The sequence below is a fragment of the Pseudomonas sp. R3-41 genome (assembly GCF_054161485.1).
Genome location: NZ_CP096421.1, coordinates 3,094,818 through 3,110,127 on the forward strand (window position 1 = coordinate 3,094,818; position 15,310 = coordinate 3,110,127).

The window sequence follows — 15,310 nt, forward strand, 5'->3', positions numbered from 1 at the left end:
CTCAATGCTCCCGGCTTTCGAAGTCGATGCGCGGATCGACAAAGGTGTAGGTCAGGTCGCCGATCAGTTTCACCACCAGCCCCAGCAAGGTGAAGATGAACAGGGTGCCGAACACCACCGGGTAGTCGCGGTTGATGGCCGCTTCGAAACTCATCAGGCCGAGGCCGTCGAGGGAGAAGATCACTTCCACCAGCAGCGAGCCGGTGAAAAAGATCCCGATGAATGCCGAAGGGAAACCGGCGATCACCAGCAGCATGGCGTTGCGGAAGACATGGCCGTAGAGCACTCGATGGCGGGTCAGGCCCTTGGCCTTGGCGGTGACCACGTATTGCTTGTTGATTTCGTCGAGGAAGCTGTTCTTGGTCAGCAGGGTCATGGTGGCGAAGTTGCCGATCACCAGGGCGGTCACGGGCAAGGCCAGGTGCCAGAAGTAATCGAGAATCTTGCCGCCCATGCTCAATTCGTCGAAGTTGTTTGAAGTCAGTCCGCGCAACGGGAACCAGTCGAAATAACTGCCGCCGGCAAATACCACGATCAGCAGGATGGCGAACAGGAACGACGGGATCGCGTAGCCGACGATGATTGCCGAGCTGGTCCACACGTCGAAATGGCTGCCATGGCGCGTGGCCTTGGCGATCCCCAGCGGGATCGACACCAGGTACATGATCAGCGTGCTCCACAGGCCGAGGGAGATGGACACTGGCATCTTTTCCTTGATCAAGTCGATGACCTTGGCGTCGCGGAAAAAACTGTCGCCGAAGTCCAGGCGGGCGTAATTCTTGATCATGATCCACAGGCGTTCGGGCGCCGGCTTGTCGAAGCCGTACATGCGTTCGATTTCCTTGACCAGCGCCGGGTCCAGGCCCTGGGCGCCGCGGTAGGAAGAACCGGCCACCGATACTTCGGCACCGCCGCCGGCGATGCGGCTGGTGGCGCCCTCGAAGCCCTCGAGCTTGGCGATCATCTGTTCAACCGGCCCGCCGGGCGCGGCTTGGATGATGACGAAGTTGATCAACAGAATGCCGAACAGGGTGGGAATGATCAGCAGCAGTCGCCGAAAAATATAAGCCAGCATCTTGTTACTCCACGCTCGCAGGGGCGGCGACTTGCTGCTCGATAACCTGCTTTTCTACTTCATCGGCCGGTTTGACCTCCGGCTTGACCCACCAGGTGGTGGTACCGATGTCGTAGGTCGGCGTGACTTTCGGGTGGCCGATGTGGTTCCAATAGGCCACGCGCCAGGTCTTGATGTGCCAGTTGGGGATCACGTAGTAGCCCCATTGCAGGACGCGGTCCAATGCCCGGGCATGGGCCACCAGGCTCTTGCGCGAATCGGCGTTGATCAATTGCTCCACCAACTGGTCAACGGCCGGGTCCTTCAAGCCCATGGTGTTGCGGCTGCCGGGCTTGTCGGCGGCGGCGGACATCCAGAACTCGCGCTGTTCATTACCTGGCGAGCTGGATTGCGGGAAGCTGCCCACCACCAGGTCGAAGTCCCGGGAGCGCACACGGTTGATGTACTGGGACACGTCCACGCGGCGAATCACCAGTTCGATGCCCAGGTCACTCAGGTTGCGCTTGAATGGCAACAAGACTCGCTCGAACTCGGTCTGGGCCAGCAGAAACTCCAGCACCACGGGCTTGCCTTGGGCATCGACCATCTTGTCGTCGACGATGCGCCATCCGGCCTCCTGCAGCAGGTGATAGGCCTTGCGTTGCTGGTCACGGATCATGCCGCTGCCGTCACACATCGAAGGCTGGAAGGCTTCGGTGAAGACCTGCTCGGGAATCTTGCCACGCAAGGGTTCGAGGATTTTCAGTTCGTCTTCGCCAGGCAGCCCGGTCGCCGCCATCTCCGAATTCTCGAAATAGCTGCGGGTGCGGGCGTAGGCGCCATGGAACAGCTGTTTGTTGGTCCACTCGAAGTCCAGCAGCAGGCTTAGGGCCTTGCGTACCCGTACGTCTTGGAAAACCGGGCGACGCAGGTTGTAGATAAAGCCCTGCATGCCGGTAGGGTTGCCGTTGGGGATCTGTTCCTTGACCAACCGACCTTCGGTCACCGCCGGAATGTTGTAGGCGTTGGCCCAGTTCTTGGCGGCCATTTCCAGCCAGTAATCGAACTGCCCCGCTTTCAACGCCTCCACGGCCACGGTGTTGTCGCGGTAATAGTCGGTGGTCAGCACGTCGAAATTGTAGAAGCCACGGTTGACTGGCAGGTCCTTGCCCCAATAGTCCTTCACGCGCTCATAGCGGATCGAGCGTCCGGCCTTCACTTCGGCGACCTTGTAGGGACCGCTGCCCAGAGGGATCTCAAGGTTGCCCTTGTTGAAATCTCGACTGGCCCACCAATGCTTGGGCAGGACGGGTAACTGTCCGAGGATCAATGGCAGCTCGCGATTATTGGTGTGCTTGAACTTGAAGAGGACCTTGAGCGGATCTTCGGCGATGACTTCGGCGACGTCGTTGTAATAGCCGCGGAACATCGGGGCGCCGTCCTTGGTCAGGGTCTGGAAGCTGAAGACGACGTCTTCTGCGCGTACCGGGTGGCCATCGTTGAAACGGGCTTCGGGGCGCAGGTAGAAGCGCACCCAGCCATTGTCCGGGGCTTTCTCGATTTTTTCGGCGATCAACCCGTATTCGGTGAACGGTTCGTCCAGGCCCTGCTTGGCCAAGGTGTCGTAGATCAGGCCGATGTCGTCGGCCGGTACGCCTTTGCTGATGAACGGGTTGAGGCTGTCGAAGCTGCCAAACCCGCCTTGGCGGAATATTCCACCCTTGGGCGCATCGGGGTTCACGTAGTCGAAATGCTTGAAATCCGCCGGGTACTTCGGCGGCTCGTTGTACAGCGTCAAGGCGTGCTGCGGCGCAGCGCAGGCCAGCCCGGCGAATAACAGGCAACTGGCCTGCAGGAGCAGGGCACGTAGAGGCTTCATTGATCTTTCTCCGAAGATTTCAGCCACCAGGCGCTCAGGCCCAGGGTGTAGGGCGGCGTGGTGACGAAGGCGAACCGGTTGCGGTACGCCAGGCGATGATAATTGAGATACCAGTTGGGAATGCAGTAATGCTGCCACAACAGCACGCGATCCAGGGCCTTGCCGGCGGCGACCTGTTCGTCGCGGGTCTGGGCGGCGAGCAGTTTTTCCAACAGGTGGTCGACCACCGGGTTGGCGATCCCGGCGTAGTTCTTGCTGCCCTTGACCCCGACCTGGCTGGAATGGAAGTACTGCCACTGCTCCAGCCCCGGGCTGAGGGTCTGGCCCAAGGTCAGCAGGATCATGTCGAAGTCGAACTGGTCCAGGCGCTGCTTGTACTGGGCTCGGTCCACCGTGCGCAGCCGTGCCTGGATGCCGATGCTGGCGAGGTTTTCGACGTAGGGCTGCAGGATGCGCTCCAGGTTCGGGTTCACCAGCAGGATTTCGAAGCTCAGGGGCTGGCTATCGGCGTTCAGCAGGCGCTGGCCGTTTAGGCTCCAACCGGCCTCCTTCAGGAGTCCCAATGCTTTGCGCAAGGTTTCCCGAGGGATGCCGCGCCCGTCGGTCTTGGGCAAGCTGAAGGGTTCGGTGAGCAGTTCAGGTGGCAGTTGTTCGCGGTACGGCTTGAGCAGTAGCCATTCATGACCCACCGGCAGGCCGGTGACGGAGAATTCGCTGTTGGGGTAGTAGCTGAGGGTGCGTTTGTAGGCGCCGCTGAACAGGGTGCGGTTGGTCCACTCGAAATCGAACATCAGCCCCAGGGCTTCACGTACCTTGATCTCGGCGAACGTGCCGCGCCGGGTGTTCATGAACAGGCCTTGGGTCTGGGTCGGGATCTGGTGGGGAATCTGCGCCTTGATCACGTTGCCGCGGTTGACCGCCGGGAATTGATAGCCGTTGGCCCAGTTCTTGGCCTGGTGCTCGATGTAGATGTCGAATTCACCGGCCTTGAAGGCTTCGAAGGCAACTTCGCTGTCACGGTAGAACTCCACATCCATGCGGTCGTAGTTGTACTTGCCGCGATTGACCGGCAGGTCCTTGCCCCAGTAGCTCTTGACCCGTTCGAACACCAGTTGGCGACCGGGTTGCACTTTGGTGATGCGATACGGCCCGCTGCCCAGGGGCGGCTCGAAGGTCGTCGCCTTGAAATCGCGGCCTTTCCAGTAATGCTGGGGCAACACCGGCAGCTCACCCAGGCGCAGGATCAGCAGCGGATTGCCCGCGCGCTTGAATACGAAGCGGATTTTCAGCGGATTGAGAATGTCGACCCGTAGCACTTCCTGCAGGTTGGTGCGGTATTGCGGGTGGCCGTCCTTGAGCAGCGTGCGGTAGGAGAACGCCACGTCATAAGCGGTGATGGGGGCGCCATCGTGGAACCGCGCCTCGGGGCGCAGGTTGAACACCACCCAACTGCGATCTTCGCTGTATTCCACCGACTGGGCGATCAGGCCATAGCTCGACGTCGGTTCATCACCGGACGGTGCGTACTGGCCGGTGCCGACCATCAGCGGTTCGTTCAGCTCATTGATGCCGTATTGCAGGAAATTGGGGGTGGAAACCGGGCTGCTGCCCTTGAATGTGTAGGGATTGAGCGTATCGAAGGTGCCGAATGCCATGACCCGCAAGACTCCGCCCTTGGGCGCTTGCGGGTTGACCCAGTCGAAGTGGGTGAACCTGGCCGGGTACTTGAGCGTGCCGAACTGTGCATAACCATGGCTTTCGCTGATGGTTGCGCTGGCGGGAGAGCTCAAGGCCAGGCTGATCAGGAGCAGGAGGAGGGGACGTATCAAGTCTGAGATCCGATCCAGGCGGCTTGGGCTTTTATGGCCTGTACAGTAACAGCTTGTATCGGCAGGAAAAAGGCGGGGTGCCAAAGCGTCTCGGATTACTCGAAACCGGCGCGAGAACGCTTTGTGGCGAGGGAGCTTGCTCCCGCTGGGTTGCGCAGCAACCCCAAAAGCCGTGACCCAATCCATCTGTCACACCGAGGTGCCAGATTCGGGTCTGCTGCGCAGCCCTGCGGGAGCAAGCTCCCTCGCCACAAAAGCTTCTCGGGCACAAACAGCCCCTTCAACCATCGATGGCTTAGTGCGGCGAGTAAACCGTCAGCATCTGCCCAGGCTTGAGCGCCTTGCCCATTCGCGGGTTCCAGCGCTTGAGGTGCTGCATTTCCACGTTGAAGCGCTTGGCGACCACGTACAGGGAATCGCCTTGCTTGACCTTGTACTGGGTTTGCTTCTTCTGGTTCTTGCTGTTGGCGGCCACCACGGTGCTGATGCGCTTGCCGGTGGTCTTGCTGGCCCTGGTGTCCTGCATCACCAAGGTCTGGCCGACCTTGAGCTTGTTGCCGCTGAGTTTGTTCCAGCGTTGCAGATCCTTGGTCTGGACCTTGTTGGCCTTGGCGATCTGGGCCAGGTTGTCGCCGCGCTTGACGCGGTAGGTGCGCCTGGCACCTTCCACTTCGCTGTCGTCGGCGGATTCGAAAACCGGCTTGAGCGAGCGCTGGCTGATCAACTCTTCCGGGCGCATGGTCGACAGGCTGGCAGTCAGCAACTGGGCCTTGGACGTCGGCACCAGCAAATGCTGGGGACCGTCGATGGTGGTGCGCTGCTTGAAGGCCGGGTTGAGCTGGAACAGCTCGTCTTCGTCGATGTTGGCCACCGCCGCGACCTTGGACAGGTCCATGCGCTGGTTGATCTCGACGACTTGGAAATAAGGTTCGTTGGCGATCGGGTTGAGGTTCACGCCGTAGGCGTCGGGCGAGAGCACCACCTGGGACAGCGCCAGCAACTTCGGCACATAGGCCTGGGTCTCGCTGGGCAGCGGCAGGTTCCAGTAATCGGTGGGCAAGCCCAGTTTCTCGTTGCGCTCGATGGCGCGGCTGACCGTGCCTTCCCCGGCGTTGTAGGCCGCCAGCGCCAGCAACCAGTCGCCGTTGAACATGTCATGCAGGCGAGTCAGGTAGTCCAGGGCGGCCGTGGTGGAGGCGGTGATGTCGCGACGTCCGTCGTAGAAGCGGGTCTGGCGCAGGTTGAAGTACCGCCCCGTGGAAGGGATGAACTGCCACAGGCCCACTGCGTGCGCCCGGGAATAGGCCATGGGGTTGTAGGCGCTCTCGATCACCGGCAGCAAGGCCAGCTCCAGCGGCATGTTGCGCTCTTCGAGGCGTTCGACGATGTAATGGATGTACAGGCTGCCGCGCTCACCGGCGTTTTCCATGACGGAAGGGTTGCTGGCGAACCACAGGCGCTGTTGCTCGATACGTGGGTTGACGCCGGCCGTCTCTTGCAGTTGGAAGCCCTGGCGCATGCGCTCCCAGACGTCCTGGGGCACTTGGGGAGTGGGTTTCTCGGTGAGCCATACCGGCTTCTGTTTAGCGCGAGCGGCGATCTTCGGGGTGTGCGCCGCATCGCTCTGCGGCAGCTGGCTCGTGCTCTGGCAGCCCGCCAAGGTGGCGGACACAGCCACCGCGATGGCTTGAGCCAAGCGGGTCAATGTGTCTGACTGGACGGACCTGCGTATAGATGACGACATTGGCTGGAAGTAAGTTCCGGGCAAAAATGTCGGCCGATTCTAGGAAGCGCACCCCAGCAGGTCAACCTTTCAGAATTTTTGTATCAATCGATAGCTGCCTTAGAACGTATCTTTCCAAGCCCTCAAGGCCGCAAAAACCTCACTCGGCGTCTGGTTTCGCTGGCCGTTCCGTTCGTCCGCTTTTTGTTTAACGGATGTTTCAGCGGTGCGCAGGAATGGATTGGTGAGTTTCTCCAGGGCCAGGGTCGAAGGCAGGGTGATGACGCCTTCGTCGCGCTGTCGTCTGACTTTTTCCAGGCGGGCGGCGATGTCCGGGTTGCCGGGTTCCACGGCAGCGGCGAACTTCAGGTTGCTGAGGGTATATTCATGGGTGCAGTAGACCAGCGTATCTTCAGGCAGGGCGGCGAGGCGACTGAGGGAGTGGTGCATTTGCGCAGGCGTGCCTTCGAAAAGTCGGCCGCAACCGGCGGCGAACAGGGTGTCGCCGCAGAAAAGCAGGCCATGGTGGTAGTAGGCAATGTGCCCCAGCGTGTGGCCAGGCACGGCATGGACATCGAAGTCCCAGCCCAGCACGTGGACCTTGTCGTTATCATTCAACGCATGGTCCCGCGCCGGGATGTTTTCGCTGGCCGGGCCGTAGACGGTGGCGTTCGTTGCCTTTTTCAGCGCCTGGACGCCGCCGACGTGATCATGGTGATGGTGGGTGATGAGGATGTCGCTCAGGACCCAACCCGGATGGCTGTCGAGCCAGGCCTGTACGGGCGCGGCATCCCCCGGGTCGACCACGACGCAGCGCTGGGTGGAGTGATCCTGTAACAACCAGATGTAGTTATCGGTGAACGCGGGCAGGGCACTGATCTGTATCATCGTGGAATTCGCCAAGCGGAAAACAAAGGCGCATCTTAGAACTTCCTGACGCGTTGGAGAATGCAATGACCGATGAAGCGTTCGCTCAGGCTGATCCTGACTGGCTGGCGTTGATCAGCGCCGCCCGTGAATGGCTGTCCGGCCCTGTGGGGCAATTTTTGCTGGATGAAGAACGGCGCATGCTCGAAGACGAGTTGGGCCGGTTCTTCGGCGGCTATCTGGTGCATTACGGGCCGTCGGCGCAAACGCCGCCGTCGGCGCCGCAGGTCCAGCGCAACGTTCGCCTGGGGGCACCGTTGCCCGGGGTGGAAATCGTCTGCGAAGAGCAGGCCTGGCCGCTGAGCGAGCATGCCGCCGACGTGGTGGTCATGCAGCACGGCCTGGATTTCTGCCTGTCACCCCACGGCTTGCTCCGCGAGGCCGCCAGCAGCGTCCGCCCCGGCGGACATCTACTGATCATCGGCATCAACCCCTGGAGCACCTGGGGGCTTCGTCACGTCTTTGCCCATGACGCCTTGCGCCAGGCCCGCTGCATCTCGGCGTCGAGGGTCGGCGACTGGCTCAACCTGCTGGGCTTCGCGCTGGAGAAACGCCGCTTCGGGTGCTATCGTCCGCCGCTTGCGTCACCCAAGTGGCAGGCACGCCTGGCCGGCTGGGAGCGCAAGGCTGGCGACTGGCAGCTGTCCGGCGGCGGTTTCTACCTGCTGGTGGCGCGCAAGATCGCGGTCGGGTTGCGCCCGGTACGTCAGGCGCGACGCGAGCCGATGGGCAAGCTGATTCCCTTGCCAATGGCCAAGGTCAATCGTCGCCACATCGAGCCGTAACCTTTTTCTGATGGTTCTTGCCGGCATTGGGCTGCGGGTTTTGTCGGGCCCGATGGGCGGGCCTTTGCATTTTTTCTGGATAGATTGGCATGAGCGATAGCGTAGAACTCTTCACTGATGGCGCCTGCAAGGGCAACCCCGGGCCGGGTGGCTGGGGCGCGTTGCTGGTGTGCAAGGGCGTGGAGAAGGAACTCTGGGGCGGCGAAGCCAATACCACCAACAATCGCATGGAGCTGATGGGCGCCATCCGTGGCCTGGAAGAGCTCAAGCGGCCTTGTGATGTGCTGCTGGTGACCGACTCGCAGTACGTTATGAAAGGCATCAACGAGTGGATGGCCAACTGGAAGAAACGCGGCTGGAAGACGGCGGCGAAGGAACCGGTGAAAAACGCCGACCTGTGGAAGTTGCTGGACGAGCAGGTAAACCGCCACAACGTCACCTGGAAATGGGTGCGTGGCCACATCGGCCACCACGGCAACGAACGGGCCGATCAGTTGGCCAATCGTGGGGTGGATGAGGTGCGGGGCTATAAGCAGGCTTGATAGAGGCGTTATCAGGATCTGGCAGCATGACACCTGTGGCGAGGGAGCTTGCTCCCGCTGGACCGGTCCGACGCCTCGGGCGAAGCAGGCCCCAGGGGCGGTCGCTGCGCAACCGAGCGGGAGCAAGCTCCCTCGCCACAAAAAGCGGTCCCGGGCTAATCCCACCTAATAGCGTGTTAAGATCCGCGCTTTTGCAAGACTGCCCGTTGAGAGCTGAACACTGATGGCCAACAGATCTGTAGTACTGGATACCGAAACCACCGGCATGCCGGTGACCGATGGTCACCGGATTATTGAAATCGGTTGTGTCGAGCTGATCGGCCGGCGCCTGACCGGTCGCCATTTCCACGTTTACCTGCAACCGGACCGCGAAAGTGACGAGGGCGCCATCGGCGTCCACGGCATCACCAACGAATTCCTGGTGGGCAAGCCGCGTTTCGCCGAAGTGGCCGATGAGTTCTTCGAATTCATCCAGGGCGCGCAGTTGATCATCCACAACGCGGCGTTCGACGTCGGGTTCATCAACAACGAATTCGCCCTGATGGGCCAGCACGACCGGGCCGACATTACCCAGCATTGCACTATCCTCGACACCCTGATGATGGCCCGGGAACGCCACCCTGGCCAGCGCAACAGCCTCGATGCCTTGTGCAAGCGCTACGGCGTCGACAACTCCGGCCGTGAACTGCACGGCGCCTTGCTCGACTCCGAGATCCTGGCCGACGTCTACCTGACCATGACCGGCGGCCAGACCAGCCTGTCCCTGGCCGGCAACGCCTCGGACGGCAATGGTACGGGCGAAGGCTCCGGCAACCAGGCCACGGAAATCCGTCGCTTGCCCGCCGACCGCCAGCCCTCGCGGATCATCCGCGCCAGCGAAAGCGACCTGGCCGAGCATGCCGCGCGTCTGGAAGCCATCGCCAAGTCCGCAGGTGCTCCGGCATTGTGGACACAATTGGTCGAGTCGCAGGCCGCCACGCACTGATGAAACCCTGTGAGTGCCATGCTGTTCATTCAAGGTAAGTAAAGAACCTGTGGCGAGGGAGCTTGCTCCCGCTGGGCTGCATAGCAGCCCCTTTTTGTGAGCGCTTCGCACTCAAGCGGGAGCAGCCTCCTTCGCCACATTGATTCAGCCAGCCTTAAATGAGCTACTGCATCCATCGTTCATTTCTCGCCACAATCGCCACGACCTTCTACCCTGAGGGAACGGGCAGGCTACGGATCCCGCTTGATGTGTGAAGATTTGAAAGACAAGGGCAATGGATGGCACCACGCCGTTGGTTGTCTCAAGGAATGAGGACCTTCCCCAGTATGCAACCGGTCATGAATCCCAAGCACCCCGGGTTGTCGGTGCGAGTCGTCGATGACGGCTTTGCCGCCTATATCTGGGGCAGTGACTTCAGTTTTGAAGTCAACGACTACGCGACGGCGCAGATCGGTCGTCCTGTCAGCCAATGGCCGGTGACGCCCATTGTTCCCTATCGCAAGTGCTATGGCATCGATCCCGAAGAGTTCAGCAGTTTCCGCAACGCTCCGGACAGCGAGATCTTCATGGCCTACCTCGATGACCAGCCGGTAGGGCACCTGGTGATCAGTACCAATTGGAACGGCTATGCCCACATCGACGAGTTGGCGGTGCACGCCCCGGCCCGTCGCCATGGGGTGGCCAAGGCGTTGCTCGACGTTGCCCAGTTCTGGAGCCGCAAGAAAAAACTGCCGGGCATCATGCTCGAGACCCAGAACAACAATCTGGGCGCCTGCCGGCTCTATGAACGATGCGGTTACGTGCTCGGTGGCATCGACCACCTGCGCTATCGCGGCATTGACCGGCATACCGCCGAAGTGGCGTTGTTCTGGTACCGGTTGTTCGACGACCCGCTGGGCATGTCGATCAGTGGCTCAGCAACGCCTCGGCTTGTTCCGTAACCCGCTCCAGCAGCGATTGCAGGGCGGGTGAAGAGGGTGCGCCGTTGAGGCTCAGGGCATAGAGGCCAATCGCGACGGCGGGCGATAGCGGGCAGACATCGAGACCGCCGCCCTTGGCGCCCGAGGCGGTGAACGGGTCGACGATGGCAAGGCCTTCGCCGGCCTCGACCATGGCGCGCATCATCTGATGGGTCTGGACGCGGATCTGGATCATCGGCGCCGGACGCAGCGCCGCCAACTTGTGCTCGAACGCAGGGCTCAGTGGGTCATGGCCATCCAGGCCCACCAACGGTTGGCCCGCCAGGTCCTGGATCGAAATGTATTTTTGCCGGGGTTGCAGCCAGCCGTGGGGCGCGAGCAATTGCAGTTTGCCCTGGGCGATCATCTGGCAACGGATGTCGGGATGTTCAGGGTCGTGCAGGCTCAGGCCCAGGTCGCTTTCACGCAACAGCAGACTGTGGACGATGTCACGGGTCGGTTGGCTGAGCAGGGTGCACGGCGCATCCGGATGGCGGCGGCGCAAGGCGGCGATGCTCTGGGGCAACAACTGCTGGGCCAGCGGCGGAGTGCAGATAATGCGCAAGGGCGGTGCCTGATGGTGTTTCAGGCTGCTGGCCAGGCGTTGCACCGGTTCGAGCGTGTCGTACACGCGCGTGATGCCGTCGCGCAGTTCGAGGGTTTCACGGGTGGCTTGCAAGCGCCCGCGCACGCTGGCAAACAGCATGAAGCCCAATTGGGCCTCGGCATCGCGCAGGATCGCCTCGACCTCCGCCACCGGCAGTTGCAGCCATTCGGCCGCCGTGCCGAGATGGCCGGTCTGCAACAGCGCCTGGATTACTTCGATGTGGCGTAAACGCATGCAAGAAATCCATGTTCGGCGGGTGAGCCATTGAGTGGCTGAATCCTAACCCAAGTCCGGGCATGACTTCTGCTCTAACGGTTATAGCGCTATCTGCGCTTCAGGTTCGCTGGTGAACGTTGCGGCTTCGCGTTTCAGTTCGATGCCTGACTGAACCAGGAGGAATCGGTCTTCGTCGAGTTTGCTGACGCGATCACCGATAGCCAGTTTATAAGTGACGACATCCTTGCCGCTACCGTCCGCAGACGGCTCCGATTCCTGGAACTCATGCACCGAATAGACGCGACCTTCGGCGTCCCGCGCATGAAATTGTCCGACAAGTACTGCTGCCATTGCTTAGAACCTCTGGAAATAGATCACTCGATTTGCGGTTCTGTAGACCTTGCCCAAGCGTGGTAAGTTTTCCTACATGAAAAAAATAGTCGAACCGGCCGGTTTTCGTCGCTCCACTGGTCCAATTGTCACGCCGATCATCTATAACTACAGGCTCCTTTGAGCCGACAGTCGAGAAGCCTCTCATGAGTAATGTCTACACCGTGGCCGTTTTGGTGGGCAGCCTGCGCAAGGCATCGATCAACCGCAAAGTCGCGCTGGCACTGGCTGACCTGGCGCCCGCCAACCTCAAGCTGAACATCGTCGAGATCGGCGAGTTGCCACTTTATAACGAAGACATTGATGTAACACCGCCGGCAGCCTACACCACATTCCGTCAGCAGGTGGGTGCGGCGGATGCTTTGTTGTTCGTCACGCCTGAATACAACCGCTCGGTGCCGGCGCCGTTGAAAAACGCCATCGACGTCGGCTCGCGTCCCTACGGCCAGAGTTGCCTGAGCGGCAAACCGGGCGCAGTGATCAGCGCTTCACCGGGCGCCATCGGTGGTTTCGGTGCAAACCATCATCTGCGCCAGTCGCTGGTGTTCCTTGACGTGCCCTGCATGCAGCAACCGGAAGCCTACCTGAGCGGCGCCGGAACAGCGTTTGACGAGGCGGGCAACCTGTCGGAGTCGGTACGGCCGTTCCTGCAGAAGTTCATCGATGCCTACGGCAAGTGGGTCGAGCAGCATAAGAAGGCTTGATACCCCGAGATTCCAGGTAAACCCTGTGGCGAGGGAGCTTGCTCCCGCTGGACTGCGAAGCAGGCCCCTTTCGGCGGTCGCTGCGCAACCGAGCGGGAGCAAGCTCCCTCGCCACAAATGTATCTGCATCGGCAATTCAATCCGCGCTTTACGGGCTATTCGAATTTTCCATATATTCGCCCCTCCGCACCTTCAGATCATCCTTCGTCATGTCCAATTCCCACAATCGCGTCGATGGCTTCAGTTCGAACGCCATGGCTGATTGTCCGCTGACACGTCGCTGCCGATGTTCTCCTTTCAATCCTCCTTCCAAGGCTGTTGTACATGCTGATCGCGTCGTTGATTTTCCTGCTGACCATTACGTTGGTGATCTGGCAGCCCAAGGGGCTTGGCGTCGGCTGGAGCGCGACGCTGGGCGCGCTGCTGGCCTTGTTGAGCGGGGTGGTGCAGGTCAGTGACATTCCCTTGGTCTGGCAGATCATCTGGAACGCCACCGGTACGTTTGTCGCGCTTATCATCATCAGCCTGCTGCTGGACGAGGCCGGGTTCTTCGCCTGGGCGGCCCTGCATGTGGCCCGTTGGGGAAAGGGCAGTGGGCGCAAGCTGTTTGCCTTCATGGTGCTGCTGGGGGCGCTGGTGTCGGCCTTGTTTGCCAATGACGGGGCGGCGCTGATCCTGACGCCCATCGTGATCTCGATGCTGCTGGCGTTGCGTTTCTCCCCGGCGGCGACGCTTGCATTCGTGATGGGGGCTGGTTTCATTGCCGACACCGCGAGCTTGCCACTGGTGGTATCGAACCTGGTGAACATCGTCTCGGCGGATTTCTTCGGCATTGGTTTCAACCGCTATGCGGCGGTCATGGTGCCGGTGAACCTGGTCAGCGTGGCGGCCAGCCTGGCGATTCTTATGTGGGTCTTTCGCCGCGACATCCCGCGGGACTACGACCCCGATCAACTGGACGACCCGGCGACGGCGATCCACGACAAGGCAACGTTCTACGCCGGTTGGGTGGTGTTGGTGATCCTGCTGCTGGGCTGTTTTGCGCTGGAGCCACTGGGGATGCCCATCAGTGCGATCTCGGCAGTCTGTGCTGCGTTGCTGCTGGGGGTCGCGGCCTATGGCCACAAGATTTCCACCCGCAAGGCGATGAAGGAAGCGCCCTGGCAGATCGTGATCTTCTCCCTCGGCATGTACCTGGTGGTCTATGGCTTGCGCAACGCCGGGCTGACCGGTTACCTGGCCCAGTGGCTCGACGGATTCGCCGAATATGGCGTGTGGGGCGCGGCGATGGGCACCGGCGTGCTGACGGCATTGCTGTCGTCGGTCATGAATAACTTGCCGACGGTGCTGATCGGTGCCTTGTCCATCGATGCCAGCCAGGCCACTGGGGTGGTGAAGGAAGCGATGATCTACGCCAACGTCATCGGCAGCGACCTGGGCCCGAAAATCACCCCGATCGGCAGCCTGGCGACGTTGCTGTGGCTGCATGTGCTGGCGCGCAAGAACATCCTGATCGGCTGGGGGTATTACTTCAAGGTCGGGATCGTGCTGACGGTGCCGGTGTTGCTGGTGACGTTGGCGGCTTTGGCTGTGCGGTTGTCCATCTAGACCGTAGCCCCTTCGCGAGCAGGCTCGCTCCCACAGGATTATGTGTAGATCATCCATTCCGTACACAACACAAATCCACTGTGGGAGCGAGCCTGCTCGCGAAGGGGCCCTGAAGGGCACTTCAAAACTCAGCCACTACCCGGCACATTCGGCCAAAGATCGGCCACCAGGAACACCCGCTCGGCTTCTTCCCATTCGCCCTCTGCGTTTTCGTTCAGGCGTACCATCAACTGCGCCGGCGCCATGGGATCCAGGGCCAATCGCCAGGCGTCCAATTGCGCGGTGCTCCAGGTCTGCTCGGCCGGATAATGCGCCGGGGCCAGCCAGGCGGCGCGGGGCAGGGGCTGCCAGCGGCCTGGCGGACGCTGGGCGATGAATCCGGCCCAATCCCGCTGGTGCAGCCAACGGCCACGCAAGTGCCTGGGGTGGGCGCCGCTCGGCGGTTCGGCCTCGCCCGGCCAGGGATAGAGCAGGTAGCCGCCGAGCCACAAGTGTGAGCGAAACGACTCGATCCCCAGCGTCGCCAGGGCCTCGCGGCTTTCCGGGCGGGCGGATATCGGCAGCTGGTGTTCGCGCAAGTGCGCCAGCTTGCGGTCGAGCCGGTCATGGCAGCCCGGGCCCAGCCATTGCGCGGCGTCCAGGCCGTTACCGTGCTGTGGGCCGAGGTACAACTTGATGGCCAGCTCCAGGTGGTGGATGCCGTCGCGATCGCGCAGCAGCAGGTCCAGTTCGCCCAGGGTATGGCCTTCGCGCCGGATCGGCAGGTTCGCGGCGATCAGTTCGATGCCCGGGGCATGTTGCGCGGCAAACTGCCACAGCCTCTCGTAGTACAGGCCCAGGCGCCGCGTCCGCCCTTGGGACAGGCAATGCAGCAGCGGGTAGCTGTCACGGTCCAGTTGCCGCAACCAGTGTTCGAGTCGCCCAGGCTCCTGTACCCAGTCGCTGCCAGCCAGCGGATGGCGCTGGGGCCAGGGCGTGTCGATGAGCATCGGCGGGGCGATGATCGCCCACGCGAGGTCACGCACTTCGGGATGGCGCAGGCGACGGGGCAGGTCCAGCAATTCAGGGAACAGGATCATCTTGCGAGCATAGCCGTTGCGCT

The 15,310-nt window shown here is 61.4% G+C and carries 14 protein-coding genes; 6 read left to right on the top strand and 8 right to left on the bottom strand.

Annotation, left to right across the window (positions count from 1 at the left end):
- Window position 1 precedes the first annotated feature (1 nt).
- The 5 genes from M1D99_RS13915 to gloB all read right to left on the bottom strand — a co-directional run bounded on the left by M1D99_RS13915 (window position 2) and on the right by gloB (window position 7,373).
- Window positions 2-1,075 carry a microcin C ABC transporter permease YejB gene (locus tag M1D99_RS13915; RefSeq protein WP_434575957.1) on the bottom strand — a complete coding sequence of 358 codons (1,074 nt, stop codon included), beginning with the start codon at window positions 1,073-1,075 and terminating at the stop codon, window positions 2-4.
- Window positions 1,076-1,079: 4 nt separating this feature from the next.
- Entirely contained in the window at window positions 1,080-2,933 is a 1,854-nt protein-coding gene (locus tag M1D99_RS13920; RefSeq protein ID WP_458132044.1) for an extracellular solute-binding protein, read from the bottom strand.
- Window positions 2,930-4,762, bottom strand: coding sequence for an extracellular solute-binding protein (locus M1D99_RS13925; protein ID WP_458132045.1), 1,833 nt, complete (start codon window positions 4,760-4,762; stop codon window positions 2,930-2,932). Before M1D99_RS13925 ends, M1D99_RS13920 begins: the two co-directional genes overlap by 4 nt.
- 295 nt (window positions 4,763-5,057) lie before the next feature.
- On the bottom strand, window positions 5,058-6,506 hold the full coding sequence (locus tag M1D99_RS13930; protein ID WP_458132046.1) for a transglycosylase SLT domain-containing protein: 1,449 nt from the start codon (window positions 6,504-6,506) through the stop codon (window positions 5,058-5,060).
- A gap of 99 nt (window positions 6,507-6,605) precedes the next feature.
- The gene (gene gloB / locus M1D99_RS13935; RefSeq protein WP_186704865.1) at window positions 6,606-7,373 is read right to left on the bottom strand and encodes a hydroxyacylglutathione hydrolase; all 768 of its coding nucleotides are present in this window, start codon (window positions 7,371-7,373) and stop codon (window positions 6,606-6,608) included.
- Window positions 7,374-7,438: 65 nt separating this feature from the next.
- On the opposite strand from gloB, the gene M1D99_RS13940 reads away from it, so the two are divergent.
- The 4 genes from M1D99_RS13940 (at window position 7,439) to M1D99_RS13955 (ending at window position 10,665) form a co-directional block, all read left to right on the top strand.
- Entirely contained in the window at window positions 7,439-8,197 is a 759-nt protein-coding gene (locus tag M1D99_RS13940) for a class I SAM-dependent methyltransferase (protein ID WP_046062777.1), read from the top strand.
- An 89-nt stretch (window positions 8,198-8,286) separates the two neighbouring features.
- Window positions 8,287-8,739 (top strand): ribonuclease HI, encoded by a 453-nt coding sequence (gene rnhA / locus M1D99_RS13945; RefSeq protein ID WP_030142629.1) that lies wholly within the window; start codon window positions 8,287-8,289, stop codon window positions 8,737-8,739.
- 223 nt (window positions 8,740-8,962) lie between these two features.
- Window positions 8,963-9,724, top strand: coding sequence for a DNA polymerase III subunit epsilon (dnaQ, locus tag M1D99_RS13950; RefSeq protein WP_434575964.1), 762 nt, complete (start codon window positions 8,963-8,965; stop codon window positions 9,722-9,724).
- A gap of 326 nt (window positions 9,725-10,050) precedes the next feature.
- Window positions 10,051-10,665: a GNAT family N-acetyltransferase gene (locus M1D99_RS13955; RefSeq protein WP_186704868.1), complete on the top strand. Its 615-nt coding sequence runs from the start codon at window positions 10,051-10,053 to the stop codon at window positions 10,663-10,665.
- Here M1D99_RS13955 and M1D99_RS13960 read toward each other — a convergent pair.
- On the bottom strand, window positions 10,631-11,524 hold the full coding sequence (locus tag M1D99_RS13960; RefSeq protein WP_458132047.1) for a LysR substrate-binding domain-containing protein: 894 nt from the start codon (window positions 11,522-11,524) through the stop codon (window positions 10,631-10,633). The two genes, M1D99_RS13955 and M1D99_RS13960, sit on opposite strands and share 35 nt — an antisense overlap.
- An 81-nt stretch (window positions 11,525-11,605) precedes the next feature.
- The gene (locus M1D99_RS13965) at window positions 11,606-11,857 is read right to left on the bottom strand and encodes a hypothetical protein (protein WP_186704870.1); all 252 of its coding nucleotides are present in this window, start codon (window positions 11,855-11,857) and stop codon (window positions 11,606-11,608) included.
- A 185-nt stretch (window positions 11,858-12,042) separates the two neighbouring features.
- On the opposite strand from M1D99_RS13965, the gene M1D99_RS13970 reads away from it, so the two are divergent.
- A complete protein-coding gene (locus M1D99_RS13970; RefSeq protein WP_041476018.1) occupies window positions 12,043-12,600 on the top strand; it encodes an NADPH-dependent FMN reductase in 558 nt (185 codons plus the stop codon).
- Window positions 12,601-12,924: 324 nt separating this feature from the next.
- The gene (locus M1D99_RS13975) at window positions 12,925-14,208 is read left to right on the top strand and encodes an arsenic transporter (RefSeq protein ID WP_458132048.1); all 1,284 of its coding nucleotides are present in this window, start codon (window positions 12,925-12,927) and stop codon (window positions 14,206-14,208) included.
- Window positions 14,209-14,336: 128 nt separating this feature from the next.
- On the opposite strand, the gene M1D99_RS13980 is transcribed toward M1D99_RS13975, so the two are convergent.
- A complete protein-coding gene (locus M1D99_RS13980; protein WP_458132049.1) occupies window positions 14,337-15,287 on the bottom strand; it encodes a DUF1853 family protein in 951 nt (316 codons plus the stop codon).
- Window positions 15,288-15,310: the final 23 nt, after the last annotated feature.

Coding starts and splice junctions, on each gene's coding strand:
- M1D99_RS13940 (WP_046062777.1), top strand. CDS start 7,439: ATGACCGATGAAGCGTTCGCTCAGGCTGATCCTGACTGGCTGGCGTTG.
- M1D99_RS13980 (WP_458132049.1), bottom strand. CDS start 15,287: ATGATCCTGTTCCCTGAATTGCTGGACCTGCCCCGTCGCCTGCGCCAT.
- M1D99_RS13955 (WP_186704868.1), top strand. CDS start 10,051: ATGCAACCGGTCATGAATCCCAAGCACCCCGGGTTGTCGGTGCGAGTC.
- M1D99_RS13920 (WP_458132044.1), bottom strand. CDS start 2,933: ATGAAGCCTCTACGTGCCCTGCTCCTGCAGGCCAGTTGCCTGTTATTC.
- rnhA (WP_030142629.1), top strand. CDS start 8,287: ATGAGCGATAGCGTAGAACTCTTCACTGATGGCGCCTGCAAGGGCAAC.
- M1D99_RS13960 (WP_458132047.1), bottom strand. CDS start 11,524: ATGCGTTTACGCCACATCGAAGTAATCCAGGCGCTGTTGCAGACCGGC.
- M1D99_RS13965 (WP_186704870.1), bottom strand. CDS start 11,857: ATGGCAGCAGTACTTGTCGGACAATTTCATGCGCGGGACGCCGAAGGT.
- gloB (WP_186704865.1), bottom strand. CDS start 7,373: ATGATACAGATCAGTGCCCTGCCCGCGTTCACCGATAACTACATCTGG.
- M1D99_RS13930 (WP_458132046.1), bottom strand. CDS start 6,506: ATGTCGTCATCTATACGCAGGTCCGTCCAGTCAGACACATTGACCCGC.
- M1D99_RS13915 (WP_434575957.1), bottom strand. CDS start 1,075: ATGCTGGCTTATATTTTTCGGCGACTGCTGCTGATCATTCCCACCCTG.
- M1D99_RS13970 (WP_041476018.1), top strand. CDS start 12,043: ATGAGTAATGTCTACACCGTGGCCGTTTTGGTGGGCAGCCTGCGCAAG.
- M1D99_RS13975 (WP_458132048.1), top strand. CDS start 12,925: ATGCTGATCGCGTCGTTGATTTTCCTGCTGACCATTACGTTGGTGATC.
- dnaQ (WP_434575964.1), top strand. CDS start 8,963: ATGGCCAACAGATCTGTAGTACTGGATACCGAAACCACCGGCATGCCG.